Below are 26,824 nucleotides of genomic sequence, written 5' to 3' on the forward strand. Positions count from 1 at the left end.
AGAGTCAAACACTTTTTTTAGCGTTTTATCTGGCGGGATGAATCACTTCACTCCCTGCTGAGCCGCCTGCGTTGCCGCTTTGCCGTCTCAGTGGATGCGCATTATAGGGATCCGGATTTTTTGCACAACCCCTTTTTTCGATCTTTTTAATCGACTGGCGAGTTTTCAATCTTTTCGCTGAGATCGCGAGCGATCCGCTCAAAAATCATCTTGTTTGCCAGACTGATAAGCCGCAGGCTAGGGGTAAAAGTGCAAAAGGAGAAAGATCATGTCTGTAGCCCTACGACCTTATAAGAATCATTTCCCACAAATCGGCGATCGCGTAATGATCGATAGCAGTAGCGTGGTGGTGGGTGAAGTACAGCTCGCCGACGATGTCAGCATCTGGCCACTGGTTGCTATCCGCGGTGATGTGAACAAAGTTGTGATAGGTAAAAGAAGCAATATTCAGGACGGCAGCATTTTACACGTCACGCACAAATCCACCAGCAACCCGGAAGGGCATCCTTTAATTATTGGTGAAGACGTGACGGTAGGTCATAAAGCGATGCTGCACGGCTGTCATATTAGCGATCGCGTGCTGGTTGGAATGGGATCGATTTTGCTGGATGGCGTGTTTGTTGAAGAGGATGTCATGATCGGAGCGGGTAGTCTGGTTCCCCCGGGTAAAAGACTGGAAAGCGGCTACCTCTATTTAGGCAGCCCGGTTAAACAGATCCGCCCACTGAGTAAGACGGAAATCGCAGGTCTACTCTATTCATCTAACAATTATGTTGGCTGGAAAGATGAATACCTCGCTCAGGAGAGCCAGATCCAACCTTGATCATCAAACTCATCCTGCCGGATATGCTCTTCCGCTTCTTCTTCCAGATCCCAGCGATGCGCGCTAAACAGCGCCATCGCTGTACCCGTTCCGAATCGATCCTGTAATGCATCAGGCTTGATGGCACAGGTTAACCCCATTCCTTGTACCAACACCGGAAAGACGATCGCACCCCGCTCCTCGTCCCAACTTTCACAATCGGGAAAATGGATCGCCTGATTCACTCCTTTATTGCCTGCTTTAATTGAGCAATGACGGGGGTAATTTCCGGCATCACGCCATGCCACAGTTGGAAAGCATGTGCCGCCTGTCCCACCAGCATGCCCAATCCATCTGCTAGCTGATCCGCACCCTGCTGCTGACACCACAACAAGAAAGGCGTCAGCCCTTGCTGATAGAACATGTCGTAGCAGCGTGTTTGAGAGGTGACCAACGACTCTGGTAACGGCGGTACTTTACCTTCAACGCCACTGGAGGTTGCGTTGATAATAAGATCAAATGACTGGTCGGAGAGCTCAGTAAAACTGCTCGCCTGAATATCCCCACTATGCTGGAAGATGTTTGCCAGCTCTTCAGCGCGTGCAACCGTTCGGTTGACCACCACCAATGAACATCCAAAAGAAAGCAGAGGAAGGATCACACCACGTGCTGCGCCCCCGGCTCCCACCAGTAAAATGCGGTCACCAGAACGAATCAAATTCAGTCGTTCCAGATCGCTTAGCAGACCAATCCCATCGGTGTTGTCACCAAAGACCGAGCCATCTGCCTTTTTCTTTAATGTGTTAACCGCCCCAGATAAGGCTGCACGCTCACTGAGTTCATCGGCCAATTCCCACGCCTGCTGTTTAAACGGCAGAGTGACATTCGCACCTTTTCCGCCGGAAGCAAAAAAGTCGCTAATTGACTGAGGGAACCCCTCCAGCGGTGCACAAACCCGACCATAGGAGTGCGCGATTCCTGTCTGCTCAGCAAAAAGGCTATGAATAACAGGTGACTTACTGTGTGCAATAGGATGACCAAAAACGGCGAAGTGTTCCATAAATTAGCCCTGACGAATAAGTTCGCCGCTGATAACATCGCGAATTTCAGAAGGATTCAGTCGCCCGCCCGTTGCAGTATGCAACACGGGGAAATGAGAGCCGAATTGCTGGGCAACTTCTTCAGCATTGCGGCACGGCGATTCGCCGGAAAGATTCGCACTGGTAGATACCAATGGTTTGCCAAAGCCACGACACAGTGCCTGCACATCCGGATGATCGCTAACGCGGATAGCTAGCGAATCGAAACGCCCTGTTAACCAGCGCGGCGTATGCGGTGTTGCCGGCACCACATAAGTCACCGGCCCAGGCCAACTCGCGAACATGCGCTCACGCTGCAGCACCGTGAGTTCGCGATCGGCGATGTAGGGTTCCAGCTGCGCATAATCTGCTGCAATCAGGATAAGCCCTTTCTCAACCGGACGCTGTTTGAGCGCCAGTAAAGCCATGACGGCACTTTCGCTATCGGGATCGCAACCTAAACCAAACACCGCTTCTGTTGGATAGGCAATAACGGCCTGCTGCTGTAGTTGCTCGATGCAAAATTCGAGACTTCCGGGTGCGTACTGATTCTGCTTCATGATGGTTATTCGTCCTGGGCGATGAGCTTGCCACAGCGTTTGCTGGCGCATAAGCGCTTCATGCCTTGTGCGGTTTTCTTCTCTATTAATAGGGGGAACTGGCAATGCGGGCAGATACCTTCAACCGGCGTTGCGTTGATCGCAAATTGGCAATCAGGGTAACGGTCGCAGGAATGAAAGGTCTTGCCATAGCGCGAACGGCGCTGAACCAGCTTTCCGTTCTGACATTGGGGACAGGCAATTGCGGTCTCGTCAGGCTTATCGATGGTTTCTGTGTAATCACATTCAGGATAGTGACTACAACCAACAAACATCCCAAACCGCCCCTGACGCAGCACTTTATCTGCGCCACACTGTGGGCACGCGTGCCCTTCCAGCACTTTAACGATATGGCCATCGGCCTGATTTTTCAGGGGACGAACATAATCACAGGTTGGATAATTCACACAGCCAAGAAATGGTCCATGTTTACCACCGCGTATCACCAAATCTGCCCCGCAAGCGGGGCAGGGATCGTGTTTACGCACAGAGAATAGTGCTGATTTACTCATATTTCCGGATGCATTAATCGCAAATTAATGCAGCATACCTTCATTGACGTCGAATAACAGTTCTTCCATCTGCTGATAAGCGTTTTCACATCCTGGGATGTTAAACAGCGCCATCAGCACCACCCATTTCAGATCTTCAAGATCGAATTCCTGAGTATCAAGAGCCGTGACTCGTTCGATAACCATTTCGCGCGTTTCCATATTCAGCACCTGAACCTGTTCCAGGAACAAAATAAAACCGCGACAATCGGCATCGAGACGCTGGCATTCCTCGTCCGTATAAATTCGCATTGAGAGCGGATCGGCGGCCAACTGTACTGGCGCGACCAGACCATCCTGATAGTCCGCTAAACGTTCAAGCCAATTCAACGCATTGTAGATATCTTCACGATGAAAACCTGCATCGGCCAAATCATCGGTCAATTTATCCTGATCAACACGCATTTCAGCTTCGTTGTGGATATAGGTCTCAAACAAGTACATAAGTACGTCGAACATGGCATGCCCTCCTCAATCGGACATAGCCGCCGGGTACAGCTGCGATCCATCCTGCTAACTCCAGCTCCAGCAACTGGGCTGAGATAACTGGCACAGGTTGGCCGGCACGTTCAGCGACGACGTCAACAGGTGTAACCTCATCACCTACGTTAGCCAACACGCTTGCAAATGGCAATGGAACATCGTCACTGTCTTGTGAATATATTGTTTCTGAAGTGGTTGCTGGCAACCATTGAAGAGTGGAATGCAAATCTTCAAGAATGTTATTTGGATGGGCTACCAGCAGCGCTCCCTGCTGAATCAACCAATGCGTGCCTTCACTGCCATCATTACCCAATGCTCCGGGTAACGCATAAACATTGCGATTTTGTTCCAGGGCGCAGCGGGCAGTGACCAGCGAACCGCTTTTAAGTGAAGCCTCAACGACCAGCACTCCCTGACTCAATCCACTGATGATGCGATTGCGGCGCGGAAAATTAACCGCATGTGGTGCCATATCAAGAGGAAATTCAGATATCAAAGCACCCTCGTTATCCATGATCGCCTGCGCCAGCGACTGATGACTTTTGGGATAGATCTGTTGCAAACCGCTGCCCAGCACTGCGATGGTTTTTCCCTGCGCTTCCAAAGCGGCACGGTGCGCAACGCCATCAATACCGCGTGCGAGTCCACTGGTAATGGTTAGCCCACTAAGCGCAAGCTGCTGTGTAAACCATGTGCCCCACTCCTTGCCATAGTGTGAACAGTGTCGACTGCCCACCACAGCTAATTGTGGTGTCTGTAAAACGGAGAGGTGACCCGCCACATAGAGCAGTGAGGGACGTTGGGTGATTTCTGCTAGCGACGCCGGATAACCCGCATCAATACAGGAGACCAAATGATGATGGGGCTGATCCAGCCACTGTTGCGTGCGCGCCAGCATCCGTGGACAGTAATCGTTAAACTGCTGCCGCTGAATATCATTCAAACCATGGCTGTGCAGTAATTCATCATCCAAGACAGCACCGCTTTGCAAACTCCGCGCGAGATTCACCACGCGATGCCGGCGCAGGCCCTTAACATTTGCCAGCCTGAGTATCCCTTCCACTCGCTCCATGCGTCCTTCCTAAAGCCCGCTCTCATGCGGTGCAATGCTGTCAATCAGGCCACAAAAAGTCTACAATATGAGGTAGTAATCTTTTCTTTAACGCATACAGATCTGGATATTTATGTCAGTTTTGCAGGTATTACATTTCCCTGATGATCGCCTTCGCAAAATCGCTGCGTCGGTGGCTACCGTAAACGCAGACGTTCAGCGCATTGTCGATGACATGTTTGAAACCATGTACGCCGAAGAAGGCATTGGCTTAGCGGCCACTCAGGTCGACATTCATCAACGCATCATCGTTATCGATGTTTCTGAAAATCGAGACGAACGCCTGGTGTTGATTAACCCGGAGCTGCTGGAAAAAAGCGGTGAAACCGGTATTGAAGAGGGCTGCCTCTCCATCCCTGAACAACGTGCTTTTGTGCCGCGTGCGGAATGGGTCAAAGTACGTGCGCAGGATCGTGACGGCAAGAGCTACGAGCTGGAGACGGATGGTCTGCTGGCGATTTGTATCCAGCATGAAATCGATCATCTGGATGGCAAGCTGTTTATCGATTATCTGTCGCCGTTGAAGCGTCAGCGCATTAAACAGAAACTGGAAAAGCTGGCCCGCATGAGTGCACGCGAAGCCTGAGTACTAACAGAAGGTTAAATTGTGTCTGCATCGCTAAAAATTATCTTTGCCGGTACACCTGACTTTGCAGCGCGTCATCTCGACGCGCTGCTTGCTTCTGAGCATCAGGTAGTTGGCGTATTTACTCAGCCCGACCGTCCATCAGGACGCGGTAATAAACTCACTCCAGGCCCTGTCAAAGTGTTGGCACAGGCACATGATGTTCCCGTGTTCCAGCCAAAATCGCTAAAACCTGAAGAGAATCAGCAGCTGGTTGCTGAACTGCAAGCCGATATCATGGTGGTGGTGGCTTATGGTCTGATTCTGCCGAAGGCGGTTCTTGATATGCCACGACTCGGTTGCATCAATGTCCATGGTTCACTGCTGCCACGCTGGCGCGGTGCGGCGCCTATTCAGCGTGCGCTTTGGGCTGGCGACAGCGAAACCGGCGTGACCATCATGCAGATGGATGTGGGACTAGATACGGGTGACATGCTGCACAAGCTCTCCTGTCCTATCACGACTGAAGATACCAGCGCATCACTGTATGACAAGCTGGCAGAGCTTGGGCCACAAGGTATGCTGGATACACTCGATCTGCTTGCCAGCGGCAAAGCACAGCCTGAAGTGCAGAATGAAGCGCAGGTTTCTTACGCTGAGAAGTTGAGTAAAGAAGAAGCGCGTCTTGATTGGTCACTTTCCGCTGCACAGCTTGAGCGCTGCATTCGCGCCTTTAATCCCTGGCCGGTAAGCTTTTTCCTGATCGAGGATCAACCCGTCAAAGTGTGGCAGGCTGGCGTTTTACCCCATCAGAACAAACAGCCGGGCGAAATCATCCATGCCGATAAAAATGGCATTCAGATTGCCACTGCTGACGGTGTACTCAATCTACTTTCGCTGCAGCCTGCGGGCAAGAAAGCCATGTCCGCGCAAGATCTGCTTAATTCGCGTCGTGAATGGTTTGCCATTGGCACCCTTCTGGCCTGATCTCCAGCCCGGTTTTAACCGGGCTTTTTGTTTGATGAATGAATATGAAAAAAGCAACTAACCTGCGCAGTCTCGCCGCGCAACTGATTGAACGCGTGGTAGATAAAGGCGAATCGCTCAGTGCCATTCTGCCTGGCGCGCAAAAAACATTGGCTGATAAAGATGGCGCGCTGTTGCAGGAACTCTGCTTTGGCGTACTGCGCACTCTGCCGCAGCTGGAAGCGCTGATCGGTAAACTGATGGAGCGCACGTTAACGGGAAAGCAGCGCGTGCTGCACTACCTGATTATGGTTGGGTTATATCAGTTGCTATATACGCGTGTGCCAGCGCATGCCGCACTGGCCGAAACGGTTGCCGGTGCAGAAGTCCTGAAGCGTACGACGCTGAAGGGATTGATCAACGGTGTATTACGTCAGTTCCAGCGTCAGCAAGAAGAACTGGTTGCTGCGGTGGATCAAGGTCCACAGCGCTACTGGCATCCGGGTTGGTTGCTTAAACGTTTGCAGGCAGCCTGGCCAGATCAATGGCAGCAGATCGTCGACGCCAATAATCAGCGTCCGCCGATGTGGTTACGCGTCAATCGCCAGCACCATAGCCGTGATGCGTGGCTGAACCTGTTACAGGCTGAAGATAAAGCAGCCTTCCCTGCAGATGCGCCGGATGCTCTCCGTCTTGAATCTCCTGCCCCTGTCAGCCAGTTACCAGGCTTCGATCAAGGATGGGTGACTGTGCAGGATTTGTCTGCTCAGCGCTGCGCTCTGCTGCTTGAGCCACAAAACGATGAAACCATTCTCGATCTCTGTGCAGCACCAGGCGGGAAGACCACGCATATTCTGGAAATCGCCCCTCAGGCAAACGTGCTGGCGGTAGATATCGATCAGCAACGTTTGACCCGCGTGCATGAAAATCTTCAGCGCCTGGGCATGCAAGCCGAAGTCCGTCAGGGCGATGGCCGGACGCCTGCAGAATGGTGCGGTGACAAGCAATTCGACCGTATCCTGCTGGATGCACCTTGTTCTGCAACAGGGGTTATTCGCCGTCATCCTGATATCAAATGGTTGCGTCGTGACCGCGATATCCCAGAGCTGGCTGCACTGCAGCGCGAAATCCTCAATGCCGTTTGGCCGCGCCTGAAGTCCGGCGGCACGATGGTATACGCGACTTGCTCGATCCTGCCGGAAGAAAACCATCAGCAAATCGCGGCTTTCCTGGCTGAACACGATGACGCTGTCGCGGAACAGTTGCCGGAAGGCCAAATCAACGGGTGGCAAGTCTTCCCGAGCGTTGATGGCGGTGACGGATTCTTTTACGCTAAATTGATAAAAAAATAGTGCAACGCAATCTGACAAGAGCGATTCATCGATGAAAATTATTATCCTCGGCGCCGGACAGGTTGGCGGCACGCTTGCTGAAAACCTGGTGGGCGAAAATAACGACATCACGGTTGTTGATACGGATGCCACTCGTTTACGTGCGCTGCAGGACAAATTTGACCTGCGCGTGGTGCACGGCCATGGTTCACATCCGCGCGTTTTGCGTGAAGCCGGCGCTGAAGATGCCGATATGTTGGTCGCCGTGACCAATTCCGACGAAACCAACATGATCGCCTGTCAGATTGCTTATTCGCTCTTCAATACGCCGAACAGGATTGCTCGTATCCGCGCAGCGGAATACTTACGCGATGCCGAAAAGCTGTTTGTACCAGAAGCCGTACCAATCGATCATTTGATTTCACCGGAACAGTTGGTGATCGACAACATCTATCGCTTGATTCAGTATCCCGGCGCATTGCAGGTCGTCAACTTTGCCGAAGGGAAAGTGAGCCTTGCGGTAGTAAAAGCCTATTACGGCGGACCTCTGGTGGGCAATCCATTGTCGATTCTGCGAGATCACATGCCGCATATAGATACGCGTGTGGCAGCCATTTTTCGTCAGGATCGCCCTATTCGTCCTCAGGGTTCAACGATTGTCGAAGCGGGCGATGAAGTCTTCTTTATTGCGGCAAGCCAGCATATTCGCGCGGTAATGAGCGAGATGCAGCGTCTTGAGAAACCTTACAAGCGCATTATGCTGGTCGGCGGTGGCAACATCGGTTTTGGTCTGGCCCAGCGACTGGAAAAACAGTACAGCGTAAAGTTGATTGAACGTAATCAACAACGTGCGGCAGAACTGGCTGAGCGACTGCATGACACCGTTGTGTTTTATGGTGATGCATCGGATCAGGAACTGCTCGCCGAAGAGCATGTGGATCAGGTGGATCTCTTTATTGCCGTCACCAATGACGATGAAGCCAATATCATGTCGGCCATGCTCGCTAAGAAGATGGGAGCGAAAAAGGTCATGGTCTTGATCCAGCGCCGCGCTTACGTGGATCTGGTTCAGGGTAGCGTGATCGATATTGCCATCTCTCCTCAGCAGGCCACGATTTCTGCACTGCTTGGTCACGTGCGCAAGGCAGATATTGTTGGCGTCTCCTCACTGCGACGCGGCATTGCCGAAGCCATTGAAGCTATTGCGCACGGTGAAGAGACCACTTCCCGCGTAGTGGGCCGCCTGATTGAAGATATCAAATTGCCGCCGGGTACGATTATTGGCGCTGTCGTCCGTGGCGATGAGGTTATCATTGCTAACGACAACGTACGTATCGAACAGGGTGATCATGTCATTATGTTCCTGACAGATAAGAAATTTGTCCCTGACGTCGAACGCCTCTTCCAGCCAAGTCCTTTCTTCCTCTGAATCGCTGCGGGCATTTGCCCGCCGTGATAATTTTTCTTAATCCGCTGTTATCATGGCAATTGCACAAAGGTTTGTTAGACTTTAGCCATTGGCCAAGGCAAGGAGATAACAATGAGTTTATTCAAAGAGTTTCGTGATTTTGCAATGCGTGGGAACGTGGTTGATCTGGCAGTCGGTGTGATTATTGGTGCCGCTTTCGGCAAGATTGTTTCATCACTGGTCGCGAATATCATCATGCCACCACTGGGTTTACTGATTGGTGGGGTCGATTTTAAACAGTTTAAGTGGGTCTTAAAACCTGCTGAAGGTGATATTCCTGCTGTTGTAATGGAATACGGTAACTTTATTCAAACCATCTTTGATTTTGTTATCGTCGCTTTCGCCATCTTTATGGCCATCAAGCTGATGAACAAAATGTATCAGAAGAAAGAAGTTGAAAAGCCTGTCGCGAAACCTTCGAATGAAGAAGTGTTGCTCACTGAGATTCGTGATCTGTTAAAACAGCAGAACAGCGATAAATTGTGATAAAAAAGCCGCCATCTCTGGCGGCTTTTTTGTCTGTAAAGCAGAAGGCCAGTGATAAACTTTTCTGCTTATCACTGGCCTCCCAGTTTCCACCCTTCACATTTTTATCTTTACGTCGGTAGCTGCCTTTCCCTTTTTGATTCTGTTCTACTCGCTGACGAAACAGCGGGTCATGTAACAGTGCCTGCAAAGCGTTATCGTTAATCTTACCTTTGCGATGCTGATAGCGACTCATAGTGTCCTCCGGTTAATAATGGCGAAACTATAGGCTTTCCACTGTAAAATTCAATCCTTGCTACAACAAATTTCCGCATGTGGCGCTTCGCCCGTTTCCAATGCTTCAAGGATCGAACAACAGGCGCTGCTGTGCAGATCCCCGCAGCAGGTATCAGCTAGACGTTCAAGTGACCGTTGAATCGTTTGCAGCTCGGCAATCATGCCATTCACCTCATCCAGACGTCTGGCAACGATCGCTTTGGATTCCTGACAGGTATGATGTTCGGGATCGATGCGGATCGATAACAAACCGCGGATCGAATCAAGACTGAACCCGAGTTGGCGTCCGTAGCGGATGAAGCGCAAGCGTTGAAGATCATCATCGCTATAAAGACGGAAGCCGCCTGCAGTTCGAATATCATGATCCATCATTTGCTGCTTTTCATAAAAACGTATGGTGTCAGGTGTGACGTCAGCAAGCTTAGCCAGTTGACCAATTTTATACATGTTACTGCTCCTGAAGCAGACGATGCCGAACGGGATCGCCATATTCACCACGTAAAAAATCCGTGCTCATTCCGGCCTGCTGTAGCTTCATCTCCAGCATGGCTAATCTTTTATTGATCTCGCTGGCTTGATGATCAGAGGGATCTAATTGGTGCAGAAGATCATTGAGTTGCAGCGCTTCACGACGCATTTCGAGCTCCGGAGGTAAGAAGCCTGAGTTTTTCAGTAATCGATATGCCGTGCGTAACTCTGGCGGTACGCCACTTTCGTCTTCGAGCTGCAAAGGTGCACCTTCACCAGGTAAATTACTCAGTTCACCTTTTTCCTGCGCGGCGCGGATCTGTTGCTCTACCAGTTGATCGATTAACCACATAATGAACCTCTGCTAAGGACAACAGCGTTCAGCATAGCGAAAGATGGGTGCGATGGGGAATGACAGGCAATAAAAAACCCGCCGAAGCGGGTTTTCTACGTTACTGCAAATTACTCTGCAGCAGCTTCTGCTTGAGCTTCTGGACGATCAACCAGCTCGATGTAAGCCATCGGAGCGTTGTCACCAGCACGGAAGCCACACTTCAGAATACGAGTGTAACCACCGGCACGGCTCGCGAAACGCGGGCCCAGCTCGTTAAACAGTTTTGCCACGATCTCGTTATCACGAGTGCGGGCGAATGCCAGACGACGATTAGCTACGCTGTCGGTCTTGGCAAGAGTAATCAGCGGCTCAACTACGCGACGCAGTTCTTTGGCTTTCGGCAGAGTCGTTTTGATGATCTCGTGACGAACCAGAGAACCGGCCATGTTGCGGAACATAGCCTGACGATGGCTGCTGTTGCGGTTCAGTTGACGACCACTCTTACGATGGCGCATGACCTTATCCTTCTCAGTGAAACCTTAACCTGTGATCTGATTATTCATCAGCAATGCTTGCAGGTGGCCAGTTTTCCAGGCGCATGCCCAGAGACAAACCACGTGAAGCGAGCACATCTTTAATCTCAGTAAGAGATTTTTTACCAAGGTTAGGCGTTTTAAGCAGCTCAACCTCGGTACGCTGTACCAGATCACCGATGTAGTGGATAGCTTCTGCCTTAAGGCAGTTAGCAGAGCGGACAGTCAATTCCAGATCGTCAACAGGGCGCAGCAGGATCGGATCGAATTCTGGTTTCTCTTCTTTCACTTCCGGCTGACGTACATCACGTAAGTCAACGAAAGCTTCCAGTTGTTCTGCCAGGATGGTTGCCGCACGACGAATCGCCTCTTCAGGATCGATTGTGCCGTTGGTTTCCATTTCGATGACCAGCTTGTCCAGGTCGGTACGCTGTTCTACACGCGCTGCTTCAACATTGTAGGCGATACGGTCTACAGGGCTGTAGCAAGCGTCAACCAACAGACGGCCGATTGGGCGCTCATCTTCTTCCGAATGAATTCGGGCAGAAGCCGGCACATAACCACGACCACGCTGAACTTTGATACGCATGCTAATAGATGCGTTTTCATCGGTCAGATGGCAGATCACGTGCTGCGGCTTGACGATTTCGACATCACCGTCGTGGGTGATATCGGCTGCAGTCACAGGGCCAATGCCAGATTTATTCAAAGTAAGGATGACTTCATCTTTACCCTGAACTCTTACCGCCAGCCCTTTCAGATTGAGCAGGATTTCCAGGATATCTTCCTGTACGCCCTCTTTGGTGGAGTACTCGTGGAGCACGCCATCGATCTCAACCTCGGTCACCGCGCAACCCGGCATGGAAGAAAGCAGAATACGGCGCAGTGCGTTGCCAAGAGTATGGCCAAAGCCACGCTCTAACGGCTCAAGGGTCACCTTGGCGTGCGTCGAACTCACTTGCTCGATATCTACCAGGCGCGGTTTTAGAAACTCTGTCACAGAACCCTGCATTGTGTCCTCTCTTTGGTACTAAGCTTTACTTAGAGTAAAGCTCGACGATCAGGTGTTCGTTAATGTCCGCAGACAGATCAGTACGTTCAGGAATACGCTTGAACACACCTTCCATCTTGGTCGCATCAACTTCCAGCCAGGTTGGCTTTTCACGCTGCTCAGCCAGCTCCAGAGCGGCCTTCACGCGAGATTGCTGTTTGGCTTTCTCACGGATGCTAACGACATCATTCGGAGATACCTGATAAGAAGCGATGTTAACAACGCGACCGTTTACCAGGATAGATTTATGGCTAACCAGCTGACGTGCTTCTGCACGAGTGGCGCCAAAGCCCATACGGTAAACAACGTTATCCAGACGACCTTCCAGCAGAGCCAACAGGTTTTCACCGGTGTTGCCTTTCAGACGTGCTGCTTCTTTATAGTAGTTACGGAACTGACGCTCCAGCACGCCGTACATACGACGAACTTTTTGCTTCTCACGTAACTGGCCGCCGTAGTCAGACAGACGCGGTTTACGCGCACCGTGCTGGCCAGGTGGTTGTTCAATTTTGCACTTGGTATCGATCGCGCGAACGCCAGACTTAAGGAATAAGTCGGTGCCCTCACGACGGCTCAGCTTGAGCTTAGGACCCAAATATCTTGCCATTTTCTTTCTCCAACTAACCTAAAAACGGGCGTTAAACGCGACGTTTTTTCGGCGGACGACAACCGTTGTGAGGGATTGGAGTCACATCAGTAATATTAGTGATGCGGAAACCAGCAGCGTTCAGAGCACGAATTGTTGATTCGCGGCCTGGACCTGGACCCTTAACCATAACTTCCAGATTCTTAATACCGTAATCTTTCACTGCTTCTGCACAGCGCTCTGCAGCTACCTGAGCAGCAAACGGAGTAGATTTACGTGAACCGCGGAAACCGGAACCACCGGCGGTTGCCCAACCCAGTGCGTTACCCTGACGATCAGTAATGGTAACGATGGTGTTGTTAAAAGATGCATGGACATGAGCCACGCCATCTGAGACTTGCTTTCTTACACGCTTGCGTGCACGAACTGGTGCCTTTGCCATTATTTACTCACCCCGATTATTTCTTGATCGGTTTACGCGGACCCTTACGGGTACGTGCATTGGTCTTAGTACGCTGACCGCGAACTGGCAGACCACGACGATGGCGTAAACCACGATAGCAACCAAGGTCCATAAGACGCTTGATGCTCAGGGTGATTTCACGGCGCAGATCACCTTCAACAACGAATTTACCAACCGCTTCACGCAGTTGTTCAATTTGTTCTTCAGACAGCTCTCTGATCTTAACATCTTCGGCAATACCCGTTGAAGCGCAGATGGCTTTAGAACGAGTCTTACCAATTCCGAAAATCGAAGTTAATGCGATTACGGTATGTTTCTGATCAGGAATGTTAATGCCTGCTATACGGGCCACTATGCACTCCTATTATTTAATAAATGCGTCCCATGCCGAAAAGCCCGTTTTCAGGATACTCAAATGGCAACGCATCGACATACAAAAGATTGGCTGGCTAATCTAGCCAGCTCAACCCGACTTTGCAAGAAAAATATGTGACAATATCAGCCTTGGCGCTGTTTATGCTTTGGCTCGGCGCTGCAGATCACACGTACGACACCGTCGCGGCGAATGATTTTGCAGTTACGACATAATTTCTTGACGGAAGCACGAACTTTCATTTTTACTCTCCGTAACTTCTCAAGCACCTGAATTAACGGCCGTAGCCCTTCAGGTTAGCTTTCTTCAATGCAGACTCATACTGACTCGACATCATCAGAGTTTGCACTTGAGCCATAAAGTCCATGATGACAACCACTACGATAAGCAGCGATGTGCCGCCAAAGTAGAAGGGAACCTTCATGGCATCACGCATGAACTCCGGGATCAGGCAGATAAAGGTAATATACAGTGCGCCGATTAAGGTCAGACGTGTCATTACTTTATCGATATACTTCGCCGTTTGCTCTCCCGGACGAATTCCCGGTACGAATGCTCCAGACTTCTTCAAGTTATCAGCTGTTTCACGTGGGTTGAAAACCAACGCCGTGTAGAAGAAACAGAAGAAGATGATTGCAGTCGCATAGAGTAGCACATAAAGCGGCTGTCCTGGTTGCAAATACAGCGAAATTGTTGTCAGCCAGTTCCAACCGGTTCCGCCCCCGAACCATGACGCGATGGTTGCTGGGAACAGAATAATGCTGGAAGCAAAAATAGCCGGAATTACACCCGCCATATTCACTTTCAACGGTAAATGTGTGCTCTGTGCAGCATATACACGACGGCCTTGCTGACGTTTAGCGTAGTTGACCACAATGCGGCGCTGGCCACGCTCAACGAAAATAACAAAGAACGTCACTGCAAATACAAGAACTGCAACCAACAGCAACAGGAGGAAGTGCAGGTCACCTTGCCGCGCTTGCTCGATGGTATGGCCAATGGCCGGCGGTAGACCCGCAACAATACCCGCGAAGATAATGATCGAGATACCGTTACCGATACCTCGTTCAGTAATCTGTTCGCCCAGCCACATCAGGAACATTGTCCCGGTAACCAGACTTACAACAGCGGTAAAGTAGAATGCGAAACCTGGATTCATCACCAGACCTTGCATTCCAGGCATATTCGGCAGACCGGTAGCAATACCGATCGACTGGAATACAGCCAGAACCAGGGTGCCATAGCGAGTGTACTGGCTAATCTTACGACGACCAGCTTCACCCTCTTTCTTAATCTCGGCTAACGCTGGATGAACCACCGTTAACAACTGGATAATAATAGAGGCCGAAATATACGGCATAATACCCAGCGCGAAGATTGAGGCACGACTGAGAGCACCACCAGAGAACATGTTGAACATTTCAATGATGGTGCCACGCTGTTGCTCAAGCAATTTGGCAAGTACGGTGGCATCGATACCAGGGATTGGAATAAAAGAGCCAATACGGAAGACAATGAGTGCACCGATAACAAACAAAAGTCTGCGCTTCAGTTCACCAAAGCCACCTTTGGCACTTTGAAAATCTAATCCCGGTTGCTTTGCCATCTGCTACTTATTCCTCGATTTTACCGCCAGCAGCTTCGATTGCAGCACGCGCACCTTTAGTGACACGCAGACCACGAATCGTTACCGGTGCAGAAACTTCACCAGACAGAATCACTTTCGCGAACTCGATCTGAACACCGATGATGTTGGCTGCTTTCAGAGTATTCAGGTCAACAATACCGCCTTCAACTTTCGCCAGGTCAGACAGACGAACTTCTGCAGTGACCATTGCTTTGCGAGAGGTGAAACCGAATTTCGGCAGACGACGATACAGAGGCATCTGACCACCCTCGAAACCGCGACGTACGCCACCGCCAGAACGAGAGTTCTGACCTTTGTGACCACGACCACCGGTTTTACCGAGACCAGAACCGATACCACGACCCAGACGCTTAGAAGCGTGTTTAGACCCTTCGGCCGGAGACAGAGTGTTTAAGCGCATCTCTTACTCCTCCACTTTCAGCATGTAGGAAATCGCGTTAACCATACCGCGTACTGCTGGCGTGTCTTCACGCTCAACGGTATGACCAATACGGCGCAGACCCAAGCCAATCAGAGTGGCTTTGTGCTTAGGCAGGCGGCCGATTGAACTGCGGGTTTGTGTAATTTTAATAGTCTTAGCCATCGTGATTACCCCAGAATTTCTTCAACGGATTTACCACGCTTGGCAGCGACCATTTCCGGAGAATTCATATTGCCCAGGCCATCGATAGTTGCACGAACCACGTTAATCGGGTTAGTAGAACCATACGCTTTAGCCAAAACGTTATGTACTCCAGCAACTTCTAAAACAGCGCGCATTGCACCGCCGGCGATGATACCGGTACCTTCAGAAGCTGGCTGCATGAACACACGAGAACCCGTGTGAGCACCTTTAACAGGGTGCTGCAGGGTGCCGTGAGTCAGCGCGACGTTAATCATGTTGCGACGGGCTTTCTCCATCGCTTTCTGGATCGCTGCTGGAACTTCACGCGCTTTACCGTAACCAAAACCAACGCGGCCGTTACCATCACCCACTACAGTCAGTGCGGTGAAGGAGAAAATACGACCACCTTTTACAGTTTTAGATACACGGTTTACCGCGATCAGTTTTTCCTGCAGTTCGCCAGCTTGTTTCTCGATGTTTGACATCTTAGACCTCTACCTTAGAACTGAAGGCCAGCTTCACGGGCAGCATCTGCCAGTGCCTGGACACGACCATGATATTGGAACCCGGAACGGTCGAAAGAAACATTAGTAATGCCTTTCTCGACAGCGCGCTCAGCCAGAGCTTTACCTACGGCTGCAGCAGCGTCTTTGTTACCGGTGTACTTCAGTTGTTCGGCAATAGCTTTTTCTACAGTAGAAGCAGCAACCAGAACTTCGGAACCGTTCGGAGCGATCACCTGTGCGTAAATATGACGCGGGGTACGATGTACCACCAGGCGAGTAGCACCCAGCTCTTTGAGCTTGCGACGTGCACGGGTCGCACGACGGATACGAGCAGATTTCTTATCCATAGTGTTACCTTACTTCTTCTTAGCCTCTTTGGTACGCACGACTTCGTCGGCGTAACGAACACCCTTGCCTTTGTAAGGCTCAGGACGACGGTAGGCGCGCAGATCCGCTGCAACCTGACCAATCAGCTGTTTATCAGCGCCTTTCAGCACGATCTCAGTCTGAGTTGGACATTCAGCAGTGATGCCGGCCGGCAGTGCATGGTCAACAGGGTGAGAGAAGCCCAGGGCCAAGCTCACAGAGTTGCCTTTAACAGCTGCACGATAACCAACACCAACCAGTTGCAGCTTCTTGGTGAAGCCTTCGGTAACACCGATAACCATGCCGTTCAGCAGCGCACGAGCAGTACCTGCTTGTGCCCAACCATCCGAATAACCTTCGCGTGGAGCGAAAGTCAGGGCGTTGTCTGCATGCTTAACTTCTACAGCACTGTTGATAGTACGAGTCAGCTCGCCGTTTTTGCCTTTGATCGAAACTTCCTGACCGTTGAGTTTTACCTCTACGCCCGCAGGAACAACGACAGGTGCTTTTGCAACACGAGACATTTTATCCTCCGATTACGCTACGTAGCAGATAATTTCGCCACCAAGACCAGCCTGGCGTGCTGAACGATCAGTCATGACACCTTTAGAGGTAGAGATTACAGCGATGCCCAGACCAGCCATTACTTTTGGCAGCTCATCTTTTTTCTTATAGATGCGCAGACCTGGACGGCTTACTCGCTGAATGCTCTCTACCACAGCCTTGCCCTGGAAATACTTTAAAGTAACTTCCAGCTCAGACTTGATGTCGCCTTCGATTTTAAAATCTTCAATGTAGCCTTCTTCCTTCAGCACGTTGGCAATTGCCACTTTCAGCTTGGAGGAAGGCATAGAGACCGCAACTTTGTTCGCGGCTTGACCGTTACGGATACGGGTCAGCATATCCGCGATCGGATCTTGCATGCTCATCTGTGTTACTCCCGTGATTCAAATGGTGACAATTACCAGCTAGCCTTTTTCAGACCCGGGATCTCACCGCGCATTGCGGCTTCACGGACCTTGATACGGCTCAACCCAAACTTCCGCAGGAAACCGTGCGGACGACCTGTCTGACGGCAGCGGTTACGCTGACGGGAAGGGCTGGAATCACGCGGCAGACTCTGCAGCTTGAGAACGGCATCCCAACGATCTTCGTCGGATGCGTTCACATCAGAAATGATCGCTTTCAGTTCAACGCGCTTGGCGAAGAACTTGTCTGCTAATTTCACACGCTTAACTTCGCGTGCTTTCATCGATTGCTTAGCCATTAAGTAACCCTACCTTACTTGCGGAACGGGAAGTCAAAGGCAGCCAGCAGTGCACGGCCTTCATCATCAGATTTCGCAGTAGTGGTAATGGTAATATCCAAACCACGAACGCGATCGACTTTGTCATAATCGATTTCTGGGAAGATGATCTGCTCACGAACGCCCATGCTGTAGTTACCACGACCATCGAAAGACTTAGCAGACAAGCCGCGGAAGTCACGAATACGTGGAACAGCAATAGTGATCAGGCGCTCAAAGAACTCCCACATGCGCTCGCCGCGCAGAGTTACTTTACAGCCGATCGGATAGCCCTGACGGATTTTGAAGCCTGCAACTGATTTGCGTGCTTTGGTGATCAACGGCTTTTGACCGGAGATTGCTGCCAGGTCTGCTGCTGCATTATCCAGCAGTTTCTTGTCAGCGATCGCTTCACCAACACCCATGTTCAGGGTGATCTTCTCGACCCGAGGGACTTGCATGACAGAATTGTAGCCGAACTCAGTCATGAGTTTCTGGACTACTTCGTCTTTGTAGTAATCATGCAGTTTCGCCATCGTACTACTCCAAATTACTTGATAGTTTCGCTATTAGACTTGAAGAAACGGACTTTTTTGCCTTCTTCGAATCTAAAGCCTACACGGTCAGCCTTGCCGGTTGCCGCATTGAAGATTGCAACGTTAGAAACCTGAATAGCAGCTTCTTTTTCAACGATGCCGCCTGGTTGATTCAGAGCCGGTACAGGCTTCTGATGTTTCTTAACCAGGTTGATACCTTCAACGATGACTTTACCAGAAGTCAGGACGTTCTTTACTTTACCGCGTTTACCTTTGTCTTTACCGGTAATCACGATAACTTCGTCGTTACGACGGATTTTCGCTGCCATTGCTCGCTCCTTAGAGTACTTCTGGTGCCAGAGAGATAATTTTCATGAACTTTTCAGTACGAAGTTCACGAGTTACCGGCCCAAAAATACGCGTACCGATAGGTTGCTCGCTGTTATTGTTTAAAATAACGCATGCATTACCATCGAAGCGAATGACAGAACCGTCCGGGCGACGAACACCCTTCCTGGTGCGCACCACTACCGCCTTCAGGACATCACCTTTCTTAACTTTACCACGTGGAATTGCTTCCTTGATGGTAACTTTAATGATGTCGCCGACGCCTGCGTAGCGACGGTGCGAGCCACCCAGAACCTTGATACACATTACGCGACGTGCACCGGAGTTGTCGGCGACGGTCAGCATAGTCTGTTCTTGGATCATTTTAGTGCTCCGCTAATGTCAACTACTACTTCGGGACCCAAACCTCAGGTCGTTAAAAAGCCCCATAATTGAGGGCGCGGCATTATAACACCGGTTCTCGCAGATGGGTAGAAAAAATGAACGGCTCAGACGAGCCGTTCATTTTATTTTTTAGAGGAAACGGATTCTATTACAGAACCGCTTTCTCTACAACGCGAACCAACGCCCAAGACTTAGTCTTAGACAGTGGACGGGTTTCGCGGATTTCTACCACGTCACCAATTCCACATTCGTTGTTCTCGTCATGGATGTGCAGCTTAGTCGTACGCTTGATGAACTTACCGTAGATCGGGTGTTTCACGACACGTTCGATAGCAACAACTGCAGACTTCTGCATTTTGTCACTAATTACACGACCCTGCAGAGTACGGATTTTATCGGTCATTACGCCGCCTTCTCAGTCAGTAAAGTCTTAACACGTGCAACATTACGGCGCACTTGCTTCAGCAGATGGGTCTGCTGCAGCTGGCCGGATGCTGCCTGCATGCGCAGGTTAAATTGCTCACGCAGCAGGTTAAGAAGCTCAGCGTTCAGCTCTTCAACGCTTTTTTCACGCAGCTCATTTGCTTTCATTACATCACCGTCTTAGTAACAAAGGTGGTTTTGATAGGCAGTTTTGCTGCTGCCAGCTTGAACGCTTCGCGGGCAAGCTCTTCCGGAACACCGTCCATTTCATACAGGACTTTGCCCGGTTGGATCAGGGCAACCCAATACTCTACGTTACCCTTACCTTTACCCATACGCACTTCAAGCGGCTTCTCGGTGATCGGTTTGTCCGGGAATACACGGATCCAGATCTTACCTTGACGCTTAACTGCACGGGTCATAGCACGACGTGCTGCTTCGATCTGACGAGCAGTCAGACGACCACGGCCAACAGCTTTCAGACCGAAAGTACCGAAGCTGACATCCGTACCTTGCGCCAGACCACGGTTGCGGCCTTTGTGCACTTTACGGAATTTCGTACGCTTTGGTTGTAACATCAGCGACTCTCCTTACTTACGGCCTTTACGCTGCTGCTTTTTAGGTTGAGCAGCCGGTTCCGGTTGTTCAACAGCAGCCATACCACCCAGGATCTCACCTTTGAAGATCCATACCTTAACGCCGATTACACCATAAGTGGTGTGCGCTTCAGAGGTGTTGTAGTCAATGTCTGCACGCAGAGTGTGCAGTGGCACGCGACCTTCACGGTACCATTCGGTACGTGCGATCTCGGCTCCGCCCAAACGGCCGCTGACTTCAACTTTAATACCCTTAGCGCCCAGACGCATTGCGTTCTGAACAGCACGCTTCATAGCACGACGGAACATCACACGACGCTCCAGCTGTGAAGTGATGCTATCAGCAACCAATTTAGCGTCCAGTTCCGGTTTACGGACTTCGGCGATATTGATCTGTGCAGGAACGCCAGCGATTTTCGCTACGACCGTGCGCAGTTTTTCTACGTCTTCACCTTTCTTACCGATAACGATACCCGGGCGAGCGGTGTGAATGGTCACACGGATGCTCTTAGCCGGACGCTCGATAACGATACGAGATACAGACGCTTTAGCCAGTTCCTTGGTCAGGAACTGACGTACTTTAAAATCGCTGTCCAGGTTGTCAGCGAATTCTTTGGTGTTCGCAAACCAGGTAGAGTTCCATGGTTTTACAATACCCAGGCGAATACCATTAGGATGTACTTTCTGACCCATTGCTAGTCTCCAGAGTCTCAGCGATCGGACACAACCACAGTAATGTGGCTGGTGCGCTTCAGGATGCGATCTGCACGACCTTTCGCACGCGGCATAATGCGCTTCATGCTTGGGCCTTCGTCTACGAAGATTTTCGCGACTTTCAGATCGTCGATATCAGCGCCATCGTTGTGTTCGGCGTTCGCAATGGCAGATTCCAGTACTTTCTTAACCAACACTGCAGCTTTCTTGTTGGTATAAGTCAGAATATCCAGAGCCTGCGACACTTTCTTACCGCGAATCAGGTCAGCAACAAGGCGGACCTTCTGAGCAGAAGAACGAGCATGGCGATGTTGAGCAATAGTTTCCATCTCTTCCTCCTACTTATTTCTTCTTGGCTTTCTTATCTGCAGCATGGCCGCGATAAGTACGTGTCGGTGCAAATTCACCCAGTTTGTGGCCGACCATTTCGTCGGAAACAAAGACAGGAACGTGCTGACGACCATTATGGACAGCGATGGTCAAACCGATCATGTTAGGGAAGATCGTTGAACGACGGGACCAAGTGCGCAGGGGCTTCTTGTCACCGCTTTCCACCGCTTTCTCTACCTTCTTCAGCAAGTGCAGGTCAATAAAAGGACCTTTCTTGAGAGAACGTGGCATGGCTTATCCTCTAAAATTATTTGCTACGGCGACGTACGATAAATTTATCAGTACGCTTGTTGCTACGGGTCTTCTTACCTTTGGTCTGAACGCCCCACGGAGTTACCGGGTGCTTACCAAAGTTACGACCTTCACCACCACCGTGCGGGTGATCGACTGGGTTCATCGCAGTACCGCGAACGGTAGGACGAACACCACGCCAACGGGTTGCACCAGCTTTACCCAGAACGCGCAGCATGTGCTCAGCGTTACCGACTTCGCCCAGGGTTGCGCGGCAGTCGATTTCGACTTTACGCATTTCGCCTGAACGCAGACGCAGGGTTACGTAGGAACCATCACGCGCAACGATCTGCACGTAAGTACCAGCTGAGCGAGCAATCTGACCGCCTTTGCCTGGTTTCATTTCTACGTTATGAACGGTAGAACCCACCGGGATGTTACGCATTGGCAGGGTGTTACCTGCTTTAATCGCAGCATCAACGCCAGATTGAACCTGATCACCAGCTTTCAGGCCTTTAGGGGCCAGGATGTAACGGCGCTCGCCATCTTTGTACAGAACCAGTGCGATGTTCGCAGAACGGTTCGGATCGTACTCAAGACGCTCAACAATTGCCGGGATACCATCTTTGTTGCGTTTGAAGTCAACAATACGGTAAGCCTGCTTGTGACCACCACCGATATGACGGGTAGTGATACGACCATTGTTGTTACGACCACCGGATTTGCTGTTTTTTTCTACCAGCGGAGCAAAAGGTTTGCCCTTGTGCAGCTCTGGGTTCACCACTTTAACTACGTGACGACGACCCGGAGATGTCGGTTTACATTTAACAACTGCCATTGTCTTTCTCCTCCGACTTACTCAGCGCCGCCGACGAAGTCCAGATTCTGGCCTTCCTTCAGGGTGACGTAAGCTTTTTTCCAGTCGCTACGACGACCGATACGCTGTCCGTGACGCTTAACTTTACCCTTTACAACCAGGGTGTTTACGTCTTTAACTTCAACTTCGAACAGTTTCTCAACAGCAGCAACGATCTCTGCTTTGGTCGCGTCTTTAGCAACTTTGAGAACGATGGTATTGGTTTTTTCCATCGCAGTAGATGCTTTTTCAGATACGTGCGGTGCACGCACTACTTTCAGCAGACGTTCTTCACGGATCATGCCAGCATCTCCTCAACTTGCTTAACTGCTTCCGCAGTCATAACGACTTTGTCGAAGGCGATCAGGCTAACTGGGTCGATACCTGCTGCATCACGCACGTCAACCTTGTACAGGTTACGCGCAGCCAGGAACAGATTCTCATCCAGTTCACCGGTGATGATCAGCACATCTTCCAGCGCCATGTCTTTCAGTTTCTGTGCCAGCAGCTTAGTTTTAGGCGCTTCTACAGAGAACGTCTCGACAACGATCAGACGGTCCTGACGTACCAGCTCGGACAGGATGCTTTTCAGCGCGCCGCGGTACATCTTTTTGTTAACTTTTTGACTGTGGTCCTGTGGACGCGCAGCGAAGGTTACACCACCTGAACGCCAGATTGGGCTCTTTACAGAACCTGCACGCGCACGGCCGGTACCTTTCTGGCGCCAAGGCTTTTTGCCTGAACCAGTTACTTCAGCACGCGTCTTCTGCGCACGAGTACCCTGACGAGCACCAGCGGCATAAGCAACAACAACCTGGTGAACCAGCGCTTCGTTGAAATCACGACCGAAGGTAGTTTCGGAAACAGTCAGCGCGCTCTGCGCGTCTTTCAGTACTAATTCCATTGCTATCCCCTTACGCCTTCACAGCTGGTTTAACAATCAGGTCGCAGCCGGTTGCACCCGGGACCGCACCTTTGACCAGCAGCAGGTTGCGCTCAGCGTCAACACGTACTACTTCCAGGCTCTGAACGGTTACGCGCTCATTACCCAGCTGACCAGCCATTTTCTTGCCTTTGAACACTTTGCCCGGAGTCTGGTTCTGACCGATAGAACCCGGAACGCGGTGAGACAAGGAGTTACCGTGTGTAGCGTCCTGGGTACGGAAGTTCCAGCGCTTAACGGTACCTGCGAAACCTTTACCTTTAGAGGTACCGGTAACGTCTACTTTTTTAACTTCAGCGAAAATTTCAACACTGATGCTCTGGCCTACTGAGTACTCTTCACCTTCGGTGCGGAATTCCCACAGACCACGGCCAGCTTCAACGCCAGCTTTAGCAAAATGACCTGCTTCCGGCTTAGTCACACGGTTTGCTTTTTTAGCACCGGTGGTCACCTGGATAGCTTGGTAACCGTCGTTTTCCAGGCCTTTGACCTGAGTAACGCGGTTTGCTTCAACTTCGATTACGGTTACTGGGATTGAAACGCCATCTTCAGTGAAGACGCGAGTCATGCCCACTTTTTTACCGACTAAACCAATCATTGTATCAACCTCTCAATCGCTCGATGACCTGATTAACCCAGGCTGATCTGCACGTCAACACCGGCAGCCAGATCCAGACGCATCAGTGCATCAACGGTTTTTTCAGTTGGCTCAACGATGTCTACCAGACGCTTGTGAGTACGGATCTCGTACTGATCACGCGCGTCTTTGTTAACGTGCGGAGAGATCAGAACGGTGAAACGCTCTTTGCGAGTTGGCAGCGGGATCGGACCACGTACCTGCGCACCAGTGCGCTTGGCAGTCTCAACGATTTCCGCGGTTGATTGATCGATCAGGCGATGATCAAACGCTTTAAGACGGATACGGATTCTTTGGTTCGACATGAGACCAAGGCTCCAAACATTTTATAAACGAAAAGAATTACTACCCACACCCATTACGATTGATGGAGGAGTGTAATCGTTCAGCATATAACTCCCCAATCGGGAGTATTGTTAGGCGATACATAGCTTGCTATCACCTGCGATTCTGCTCGAATCGCGCTATACCAATATCGGCAAGCCCGCGCATTATACGTAAATCAGTTCAGGAAGCAACCCATGATGCGTTTTTAACCACATCAATTGTGCTCTGAAGACTAAAAAGCCTGCCATGGTCGCAATTTTACCAGGCAGGCTCAGTGACATTGCCCATTCGGCGCGAAGTTAACCCGCGCTCTCTTCTTTTAATTGTGCCTGCAGATAGTTTTGCAGACCGAGTTTTTGTACCAGGTCGAGTTCGGTTTCCAGCCAGTCAATGTGATGTTCTTCTTCACTGAGAATTTGAATCATCATGTCACGGCTGACGTAGTCATGTACTTTATCGGCATACGCAATGGCTTCGCGTAAATCCTTCGCCCCTTCCAGCTCCAGTGTCAGATCAGACTGCAACATTTCTGGCACATCTTCACCGATACGCAGTCGCCCTAAATCCTGCAGGTTAGGAATGCCCTCGAGAAACAGGATGCGTTCAATGTATTTGTCAGCATGCTTCATTTCATCGATTGACTCGTGATATTCGACATCGTTGAGACGAATTAAGCCCCAATTCTTGAACATGCGCGCATGAAGGAAGTACTGATTAATCGCAACCAGTTCATTCCCCAGCAGTTTGTTGAGATGCGTTATGATTTTACCGTCGCCCTTCATTTTGCTTCCTCCGCTTCCAGGTAAATAGATCGTAGATGCGGATAAAAAGAAGTCAAAAAAACTGGACAGTTTTTGTGGGTATTACATCTAAAGCGTGGTGGCTGTTAGGCTATCTCTTTGTACAGCGGCACCTTCTGCAGCTCATCATCCATAATTTCACGCGCGACGCGGATACACTTACCGCACTGTTTTCCGATAGGAACCAGTTGTCGCAAATGCTGAATCGATTTGGGCTGATAGCGACGCACAACTTCGCGGAGGGTTTTGTCACTCACGGCATTACACAGACAGACGTACATTTACTGCGGACTCCAGTACAATTTCTGATCAAAGTGTAAATGAGAATGGTTTTTATTTCAAACGTAGCTTTTGTGTGGGTTTACATTGAAAGGGCAAATTGCAGACAAAAAAAAGAGCACCGAAGTGCTCTCTTTCGTGCTGCGGTGACCGCCTTAGCAGCCACCGACATTAACGCAATTAAGCGATAACTTCAGCAACAACGCCCGCACCAACAGTACGGCCGCCTTCACGGATTGCGAAACGCAGACCCTGATCCATCGCGATTGGGTGGATCAGCTCAACGGTCATTTTCACGTTGTCGCCTGGCATTACCATCTCAACGCCTTCTGGCAGCTCAACGTTGCCGGTCACGTCAGTGGTACGGAAGTAGAACTGTGGACGGTAGCCTTTGAAGAACGGAGTATGACGGCCGCCTTCGTCTTTAGACAGAACGTACACTTCTGATACGAACTTGGTATGTGGCTTGATTGAACCCGGCTTAGCCAGTACCTGGCCACGCTGGATGTCTTCACGCTTGATACCACGCAGCAGAACACCACAGTTCTCGCCTGCCTGACCCTGGTCCAGCAGCTTACGGAACATTTCAACACCGGTACAGGTAGACTTAACAGTCGCCTTGATACCAACGATTTCAACTTCGTCGCCGACTTTAACGATACCGCGCTCAACACGACCGGTTACAACAGTACCACGGCCTGAGATTGAGAATACGTCTTCGATTGGCAGCAGGAACGGCAGGTCGATTGCACGTACTGGCTCTGGGATGTAGTTATCCAGGTGACCAGCCAGCTCAATGATCTTCTCTTCCCACTCAGCAACACCGTTCAGTGCCTGCAGAGCAGAACCGCGTACGATTGGAGTATCGTCGCCCGGGAAGTCGTAAGCTGACAGCAGATCGCGAACTTCCATCTCTACCAGTTCCAGCAGCTCTTCATCATCAACCATGTCGCACTTGTTCAGGAACACGATGATGTAAGGAACGCCAACCTGACGACCCAGCAGGATGTGCTCACGGGTCTGTGGCATTGGGCCATCAGTCGCAGCAACAACCAGGATCGCGCCGTCCATCTGCGCAGCACCGGTGATCATGTTTTTCACATAGTCGGCGTGGCCTGGGCAGTCAACGTGCGCGTAGTGGCGAGTCGGGGTTTCATATTCAACGTGTGAAGTGTTGATGGTGATACCACGAGCTTTCTCTTCTGGTGCGTTATCGATCTGATCGAACGCTTTAGCAGAGCCGCCGTAGGTTTTAGCCAGAACGGTGGTGATTGCTGCAGTCAGAGTGGTTTTACCATGGTCAACGTGACCGATGGTGCCGACGTTTACGTGCAGTTTGTTACGCTGAAATTGCTCTTTCGCCATGGCGATAATTCCTTACGTTGTGCCTTCATGAGTCATGAAGGCATCAGTTCACAATTTTTAA

The 26,824-nt window shown here is 50.6% G+C and carries 45 protein-coding genes and 1 pseudogene; 6 read left to right on the forward strand and 40 right to left on the reverse strand.

Going from position 1 to position 26,824, the window contains the following annotated elements; all coding sequences use genetic code 11:
* The first annotated feature begins 268 nt into the window (after positions 1 to 268).
* The gene (locus ACXI0A_RS19610) at positions 269 to 823 is read left to right on the forward strand and encodes a DapH/DapD/GlmU-related protein (protein WP_476150816.1); all 555 of its coding nucleotides are present in this window, start codon (positions 269 to 271) and stop codon (positions 821 to 823) included.
* Here ACXI0A_RS19610 and ACXI0A_RS19615 read toward each other — a convergent pair.
* The 6 genes from ACXI0A_RS19615 to dprA are packed head-to-tail and all read right to left on the reverse strand — an operon-like array spanning position 799 to position 4,586.
* Positions 799 to 1,047: a DUF1488 family protein gene (locus ACXI0A_RS19615; protein WP_476150815.1), complete on the reverse strand. Its 249-nt coding sequence runs from the start codon at positions 1,045 to 1,047 to the stop codon at positions 799 to 801. The two genes, ACXI0A_RS19610 and ACXI0A_RS19615, sit on opposite strands and share 25 nt — an antisense overlap.
* Entirely contained in the window at positions 1,044 to 1,862 is an 819-nt protein-coding gene (gene aroE / locus ACXI0A_RS19620) for a shikimate dehydrogenase (RefSeq protein WP_476150814.1), read from the reverse strand. The genes ACXI0A_RS19615 and aroE overlap by 4 nt, the downstream gene beginning before the upstream one ends.
* A 3-nt stretch (positions 1,863 to 1,865) precedes the next feature.
* Entirely contained in the window at positions 1,866 to 2,441 is a 576-nt protein-coding gene (tsaC, locus tag ACXI0A_RS19625; RefSeq protein WP_224935593.1) for an L-threonylcarbamoyladenylate synthase type 1 TsaC, read from the reverse strand.
* Between the two features lie 5 nt (positions 2,442 to 2,446).
* A complete protein-coding gene (locus ACXI0A_RS19630) occupies positions 2,447 to 2,992 on the reverse strand; it encodes a DNA topoisomerase family protein (protein WP_224935591.1) in 546 nt (181 codons plus the stop codon).
* Positions 2,993 to 3,016: 24 nt separating this feature from the next.
* Complete coding sequence (gene smg, locus ACXI0A_RS19635; RefSeq protein ID WP_476150813.1) at positions 3,017 to 3,490, reverse strand: DUF494 family protein Smg; 474 nt, start codon at positions 3,488 to 3,490, stop codon at positions 3,017 to 3,019.
* Positions 3,462 to 4,586, reverse strand: a complete 1,125-nt coding sequence (dprA, locus tag ACXI0A_RS19640; protein WP_476150812.1) for a DNA-protecting protein DprA — start codon at positions 4,584 to 4,586, stop codon at positions 3,462 to 3,464. Before dprA ends, smg begins: the two co-directional genes overlap by 29 nt.
* Before the next feature lie 112 nt (positions 4,587 to 4,698).
* On the opposite strand from dprA, the gene def reads away from it, so the two are divergent.
* From def to mscL, 5 genes are all read left to right on the forward strand, one after another.
* On the forward strand, positions 4,699 to 5,211 hold the full coding sequence (gene def, locus ACXI0A_RS19645) for a peptide deformylase (protein WP_476150811.1): 513 nt from the start codon (positions 4,699 to 4,701) through the stop codon (positions 5,209 to 5,211).
* Positions 5,212 to 5,232: 21 nt separating this feature from the next.
* Positions 5,233 to 6,177, forward strand: a complete 945-nt coding sequence (fmt, locus tag ACXI0A_RS19650; RefSeq protein WP_476150810.1) for a methionyl-tRNA formyltransferase — start codon at positions 5,233 to 5,235, stop codon at positions 6,175 to 6,177.
* Positions 6,178 to 6,221: 44 nt separating this feature from the next.
* Positions 6,222 to 7,508 (forward strand): 16S rRNA (cytosine(967)-C(5))-methyltransferase RsmB, encoded by a 1,287-nt coding sequence (gene rsmB, locus ACXI0A_RS19655; RefSeq protein WP_476150809.1) that lies wholly within the window; start codon positions 6,222 to 6,224, stop codon positions 7,506 to 7,508.
* A gap of 31 nt (positions 7,509 to 7,539) precedes the next feature.
* Positions 7,540 to 8,916, forward strand: coding sequence for a Trk system potassium transporter TrkA (gene trkA, locus ACXI0A_RS19660; protein WP_476150808.1), 1,377 nt, complete (start codon positions 7,540 to 7,542; stop codon positions 8,914 to 8,916).
* Positions 8,917 to 9,027: 111 nt separating this feature from the next.
* On the forward strand, positions 9,028 to 9,441 hold the full coding sequence (gene mscL, locus ACXI0A_RS19665) for a large-conductance mechanosensitive channel protein MscL (protein ID WP_100700411.1): 414 nt from the start codon (positions 9,028 to 9,030) through the stop codon (positions 9,439 to 9,441).
* A 37-nt stretch (positions 9,442 to 9,478) separates the two neighbouring features.
* On the opposite strand, the pseudogene ACXI0A_RS19670 reads toward mscL, so the two are convergent.
* The 34 genes and pseudogenes from ACXI0A_RS19670 to tuf form a co-directional block, all read right to left on the reverse strand.
* A pseudogene (locus ACXI0A_RS19670) lies at positions 9,479 to 9,676 on the reverse strand (alternative ribosome-rescue factor A); the annotation flags it as partial.
* A gap of 50 nt (positions 9,677 to 9,726) precedes the next feature.
* The gene (zntR, locus tag ACXI0A_RS19675) at positions 9,727 to 10,164 is read right to left on the reverse strand and encodes a Zn(2+)-responsive transcriptional regulator (protein ID WP_476150807.1); all 438 of its coding nucleotides are present in this window, start codon (positions 10,162 to 10,164) and stop codon (positions 9,727 to 9,729) included.
* Between the two features lies 1 nt (position 10,165).
* The gene (locus ACXI0A_RS19680; protein ID WP_476150806.1) at positions 10,166 to 10,537 is read right to left on the reverse strand and encodes a DnaJ family domain-containing protein; all 372 of its coding nucleotides are present in this window, start codon (positions 10,535 to 10,537) and stop codon (positions 10,166 to 10,168) included.
* 110 nt (positions 10,538 to 10,647) lie between these two features.
* Positions 10,648 to 11,034: a 50S ribosomal protein L17 gene (gene rplQ / locus ACXI0A_RS19685; protein WP_003850180.1), complete on the reverse strand. Its 387-nt coding sequence runs from the start codon at positions 11,032 to 11,034 to the stop codon at positions 10,648 to 10,650.
* A gap of 40 nt (positions 11,035 to 11,074) precedes the next feature.
* Positions 11,075 to 12,064: a DNA-directed RNA polymerase subunit alpha gene (locus tag ACXI0A_RS19690; protein ID WP_007891688.1), complete on the reverse strand. Its 990-nt coding sequence runs from the start codon at positions 12,062 to 12,064 to the stop codon at positions 11,075 to 11,077.
* 25 nt (positions 12,065 to 12,089) lie between these two features.
* Positions 12,090 to 12,710 carry a 30S ribosomal protein S4 gene (gene rpsD / locus ACXI0A_RS19695; protein ID WP_007891687.1) on the reverse strand — a complete coding sequence of 207 codons (621 nt, stop codon included), beginning with the start codon at positions 12,708 to 12,710 and terminating at the stop codon, positions 12,090 to 12,092.
* A gap of 31 nt (positions 12,711 to 12,741) precedes the next feature.
* Complete coding sequence (gene rpsK, locus ACXI0A_RS19700; RefSeq protein ID WP_004160563.1) at positions 12,742 to 13,131, reverse strand: 30S ribosomal protein S11; 390 nt, start codon at positions 13,129 to 13,131, stop codon at positions 12,742 to 12,744.
* Positions 13,132 to 13,147: 16 nt separating this feature from the next.
* Complete coding sequence (rpsM, locus tag ACXI0A_RS19705) at positions 13,148 to 13,504, reverse strand: 30S ribosomal protein S13 (protein WP_039330880.1); 357 nt, start codon at positions 13,502 to 13,504, stop codon at positions 13,148 to 13,150.
* Positions 13,505 to 13,650: 146 nt separating this feature from the next.
* The gene (gene rpmJ / locus ACXI0A_RS19710) at positions 13,651 to 13,767 is read right to left on the reverse strand and encodes a 50S ribosomal protein L36 (RefSeq protein ID WP_004160566.1); all 117 of its coding nucleotides are present in this window, start codon (positions 13,765 to 13,767) and stop codon (positions 13,651 to 13,653) included.
* 32 nt (positions 13,768 to 13,799) lie between these two features.
* Positions 13,800 to 15,131 (reverse strand): preprotein translocase subunit SecY, encoded by a 1,332-nt coding sequence (gene secY / locus ACXI0A_RS19715; protein WP_007891686.1) that lies wholly within the window; start codon positions 15,129 to 15,131, stop codon positions 13,800 to 13,802.
* A 7-nt stretch (positions 15,132 to 15,138) separates the two neighbouring features.
* Positions 15,139 to 15,573 carry a 50S ribosomal protein L15 gene (gene rplO, locus ACXI0A_RS19720; RefSeq protein WP_034830738.1) on the reverse strand — a complete coding sequence of 145 codons (435 nt, stop codon included), beginning with the start codon at positions 15,571 to 15,573 and terminating at the stop codon, positions 15,139 to 15,141.
* Positions 15,574 to 15,576: 3 nt separating this feature from the next.
* Complete coding sequence (rpmD, locus tag ACXI0A_RS19725; protein WP_039380794.1) at positions 15,577 to 15,756, reverse strand: 50S ribosomal protein L30; 180 nt, start codon at positions 15,754 to 15,756, stop codon at positions 15,577 to 15,579.
* Between the two features lie 5 nt (positions 15,757 to 15,761).
* Positions 15,762 to 16,262, reverse strand: coding sequence for a 30S ribosomal protein S5 (rpsE, locus tag ACXI0A_RS19730; protein ID WP_007891679.1), 501 nt, complete (start codon positions 16,260 to 16,262; stop codon positions 15,762 to 15,764).
* 14 nt (positions 16,263 to 16,276) lie between these two features.
* Positions 16,277 to 16,630, reverse strand: coding sequence for a 50S ribosomal protein L18 (rplR, locus tag ACXI0A_RS19735; RefSeq protein ID WP_008104733.1), 354 nt, complete (start codon positions 16,628 to 16,630; stop codon positions 16,277 to 16,279).
* Positions 16,631 to 16,639: 9 nt separating this feature from the next.
* Positions 16,640 to 17,173: a 50S ribosomal protein L6 gene (gene rplF, locus ACXI0A_RS19740; protein ID WP_100700415.1), complete on the reverse strand. Its 534-nt coding sequence runs from the start codon at positions 17,171 to 17,173 to the stop codon at positions 16,640 to 16,642.
* A gap of 12 nt (positions 17,174 to 17,185) precedes the next feature.
* On the reverse strand, positions 17,186 to 17,578 hold the full coding sequence (gene rpsH / locus ACXI0A_RS19745) for a 30S ribosomal protein S8 (protein WP_100700416.1): 393 nt from the start codon (positions 17,576 to 17,578) through the stop codon (positions 17,186 to 17,188).
* Positions 17,579 to 17,610: 32 nt separating this feature from the next.
* Positions 17,611 to 17,916 (reverse strand): 30S ribosomal protein S14, encoded by a 306-nt coding sequence (rpsN, locus tag ACXI0A_RS19750; protein ID WP_007891666.1) that lies wholly within the window; start codon positions 17,914 to 17,916, stop codon positions 17,611 to 17,613.
* A 14-nt stretch (positions 17,917 to 17,930) separates the two neighbouring features.
* A complete protein-coding gene (rplE, locus tag ACXI0A_RS19755) occupies positions 17,931 to 18,470 on the reverse strand; it encodes a 50S ribosomal protein L5 (protein WP_013510763.1) in 540 nt (179 codons plus the stop codon).
* 14 nt (positions 18,471 to 18,484) lie between these two features.
* Positions 18,485 to 18,799, reverse strand: a complete 315-nt coding sequence (gene rplX / locus ACXI0A_RS19760) for a 50S ribosomal protein L24 (protein ID WP_034830741.1) — start codon at positions 18,797 to 18,799, stop codon at positions 18,485 to 18,487.
* Between the two features lie 10 nt (positions 18,800 to 18,809).
* Positions 18,810 to 19,181, reverse strand: coding sequence for a 50S ribosomal protein L14 (gene rplN / locus ACXI0A_RS19765; RefSeq protein WP_084938328.1), 372 nt, complete (start codon positions 19,179 to 19,181; stop codon positions 18,810 to 18,812).
* A gap of 169 nt (positions 19,182 to 19,350) precedes the next feature.
* Complete coding sequence (gene rpsQ / locus ACXI0A_RS19770; protein ID WP_008104738.1) at positions 19,351 to 19,605, reverse strand: 30S ribosomal protein S17; 255 nt, start codon at positions 19,603 to 19,605, stop codon at positions 19,351 to 19,353.
* A complete protein-coding gene (gene rpmC, locus ACXI0A_RS19775; RefSeq protein ID WP_034830743.1) occupies positions 19,605 to 19,793 on the reverse strand; it encodes a 50S ribosomal protein L29 in 189 nt (62 codons plus the stop codon). Before rpmC ends, rpsQ begins: the two co-directional genes overlap by 1 nt.
* Positions 19,793 to 20,203 (reverse strand): 50S ribosomal protein L16, encoded by a 411-nt coding sequence (gene rplP, locus ACXI0A_RS19780; RefSeq protein ID WP_002438716.1) that lies wholly within the window; start codon positions 20,201 to 20,203, stop codon positions 19,793 to 19,795. Before rplP ends, rpmC begins: the two co-directional genes overlap by 1 nt.
* 12 nt (positions 20,204 to 20,215) lie before the next feature.
* Positions 20,216 to 20,914, reverse strand: coding sequence for a 30S ribosomal protein S3 (gene rpsC / locus ACXI0A_RS19785; RefSeq protein ID WP_034830744.1), 699 nt, complete (start codon positions 20,912 to 20,914; stop codon positions 20,216 to 20,218).
* A 17-nt stretch (positions 20,915 to 20,931) separates the two neighbouring features.
* Positions 20,932 to 21,264 (reverse strand): 50S ribosomal protein L22, encoded by a 333-nt coding sequence (gene rplV, locus ACXI0A_RS19790; RefSeq protein ID WP_007891659.1) that lies wholly within the window; start codon positions 21,262 to 21,264, stop codon positions 20,932 to 20,934.
* Between the two features lie 13 nt (positions 21,265 to 21,277).
* Positions 21,278 to 21,556 carry a 30S ribosomal protein S19 gene (rpsS, locus tag ACXI0A_RS19795; RefSeq protein ID WP_001138115.1) on the reverse strand — a complete coding sequence of 93 codons (279 nt, stop codon included), beginning with the start codon at positions 21,554 to 21,556 and terminating at the stop codon, positions 21,278 to 21,280.
* A 16-nt stretch (positions 21,557 to 21,572) separates the two neighbouring features.
* Positions 21,573 to 22,394 (reverse strand): 50S ribosomal protein L2, encoded by an 822-nt coding sequence (gene rplB, locus ACXI0A_RS19800; protein WP_100700418.1) that lies wholly within the window; start codon positions 22,392 to 22,394, stop codon positions 21,573 to 21,575.
* A 17-nt stretch (positions 22,395 to 22,411) separates the two neighbouring features.
* Entirely contained in the window at positions 22,412 to 22,714 is a 303-nt protein-coding gene (gene rplW, locus ACXI0A_RS19805; RefSeq protein WP_007891652.1) for a 50S ribosomal protein L23, read from the reverse strand.
* Entirely contained in the window at positions 22,711 to 23,316 is a 606-nt protein-coding gene (gene rplD / locus ACXI0A_RS19810) for a 50S ribosomal protein L4 (RefSeq protein ID WP_084938334.1), read from the reverse strand. The genes rplW and rplD overlap by 4 nt, the downstream gene beginning before the upstream one ends.
* Positions 23,317 to 23,326: 10 nt before the next feature.
* Complete coding sequence (rplC, locus tag ACXI0A_RS19815) at positions 23,327 to 23,953, reverse strand: 50S ribosomal protein L3 (protein ID WP_224935573.1); 627 nt, start codon at positions 23,951 to 23,953, stop codon at positions 23,327 to 23,329.
* 32 nt (positions 23,954 to 23,985) lie between these two features.
* On the reverse strand, positions 23,986 to 24,297 hold the full coding sequence (gene rpsJ / locus ACXI0A_RS19820; RefSeq protein WP_006120582.1) for a 30S ribosomal protein S10: 312 nt from the start codon (positions 24,295 to 24,297) through the stop codon (positions 23,986 to 23,988).
* Between the two features lie 321 nt (positions 24,298 to 24,618).
* Positions 24,619 to 25,101: a bacterioferritin gene (gene bfr, locus ACXI0A_RS19825; protein ID WP_224935571.1), complete on the reverse strand. Its 483-nt coding sequence runs from the start codon at positions 25,099 to 25,101 to the stop codon at positions 24,619 to 24,621.
* A gap of 104 nt (positions 25,102 to 25,205) precedes the next feature.
* Positions 25,206 to 25,400 carry a bacterioferritin-associated ferredoxin gene (gene bfd, locus ACXI0A_RS19830; RefSeq protein ID WP_039330903.1) on the reverse strand — a complete coding sequence of 65 codons (195 nt, stop codon included), beginning with the start codon at positions 25,398 to 25,400 and terminating at the stop codon, positions 25,206 to 25,208.
* 178 nt (positions 25,401 to 25,578) lie between these two features.
* Complete coding sequence (gene tuf / locus ACXI0A_RS19835) at positions 25,579 to 26,763, reverse strand: elongation factor Tu (RefSeq protein ID WP_476150504.1); 1,185 nt, start codon at positions 26,761 to 26,763, stop codon at positions 25,579 to 25,581.
* Positions 26,764 to 26,824 lie beyond the last annotated feature (61 nt).

The sequence above is a fragment of the Pantoea sp. C1E2 genome, from assembly GCF_056491465.1.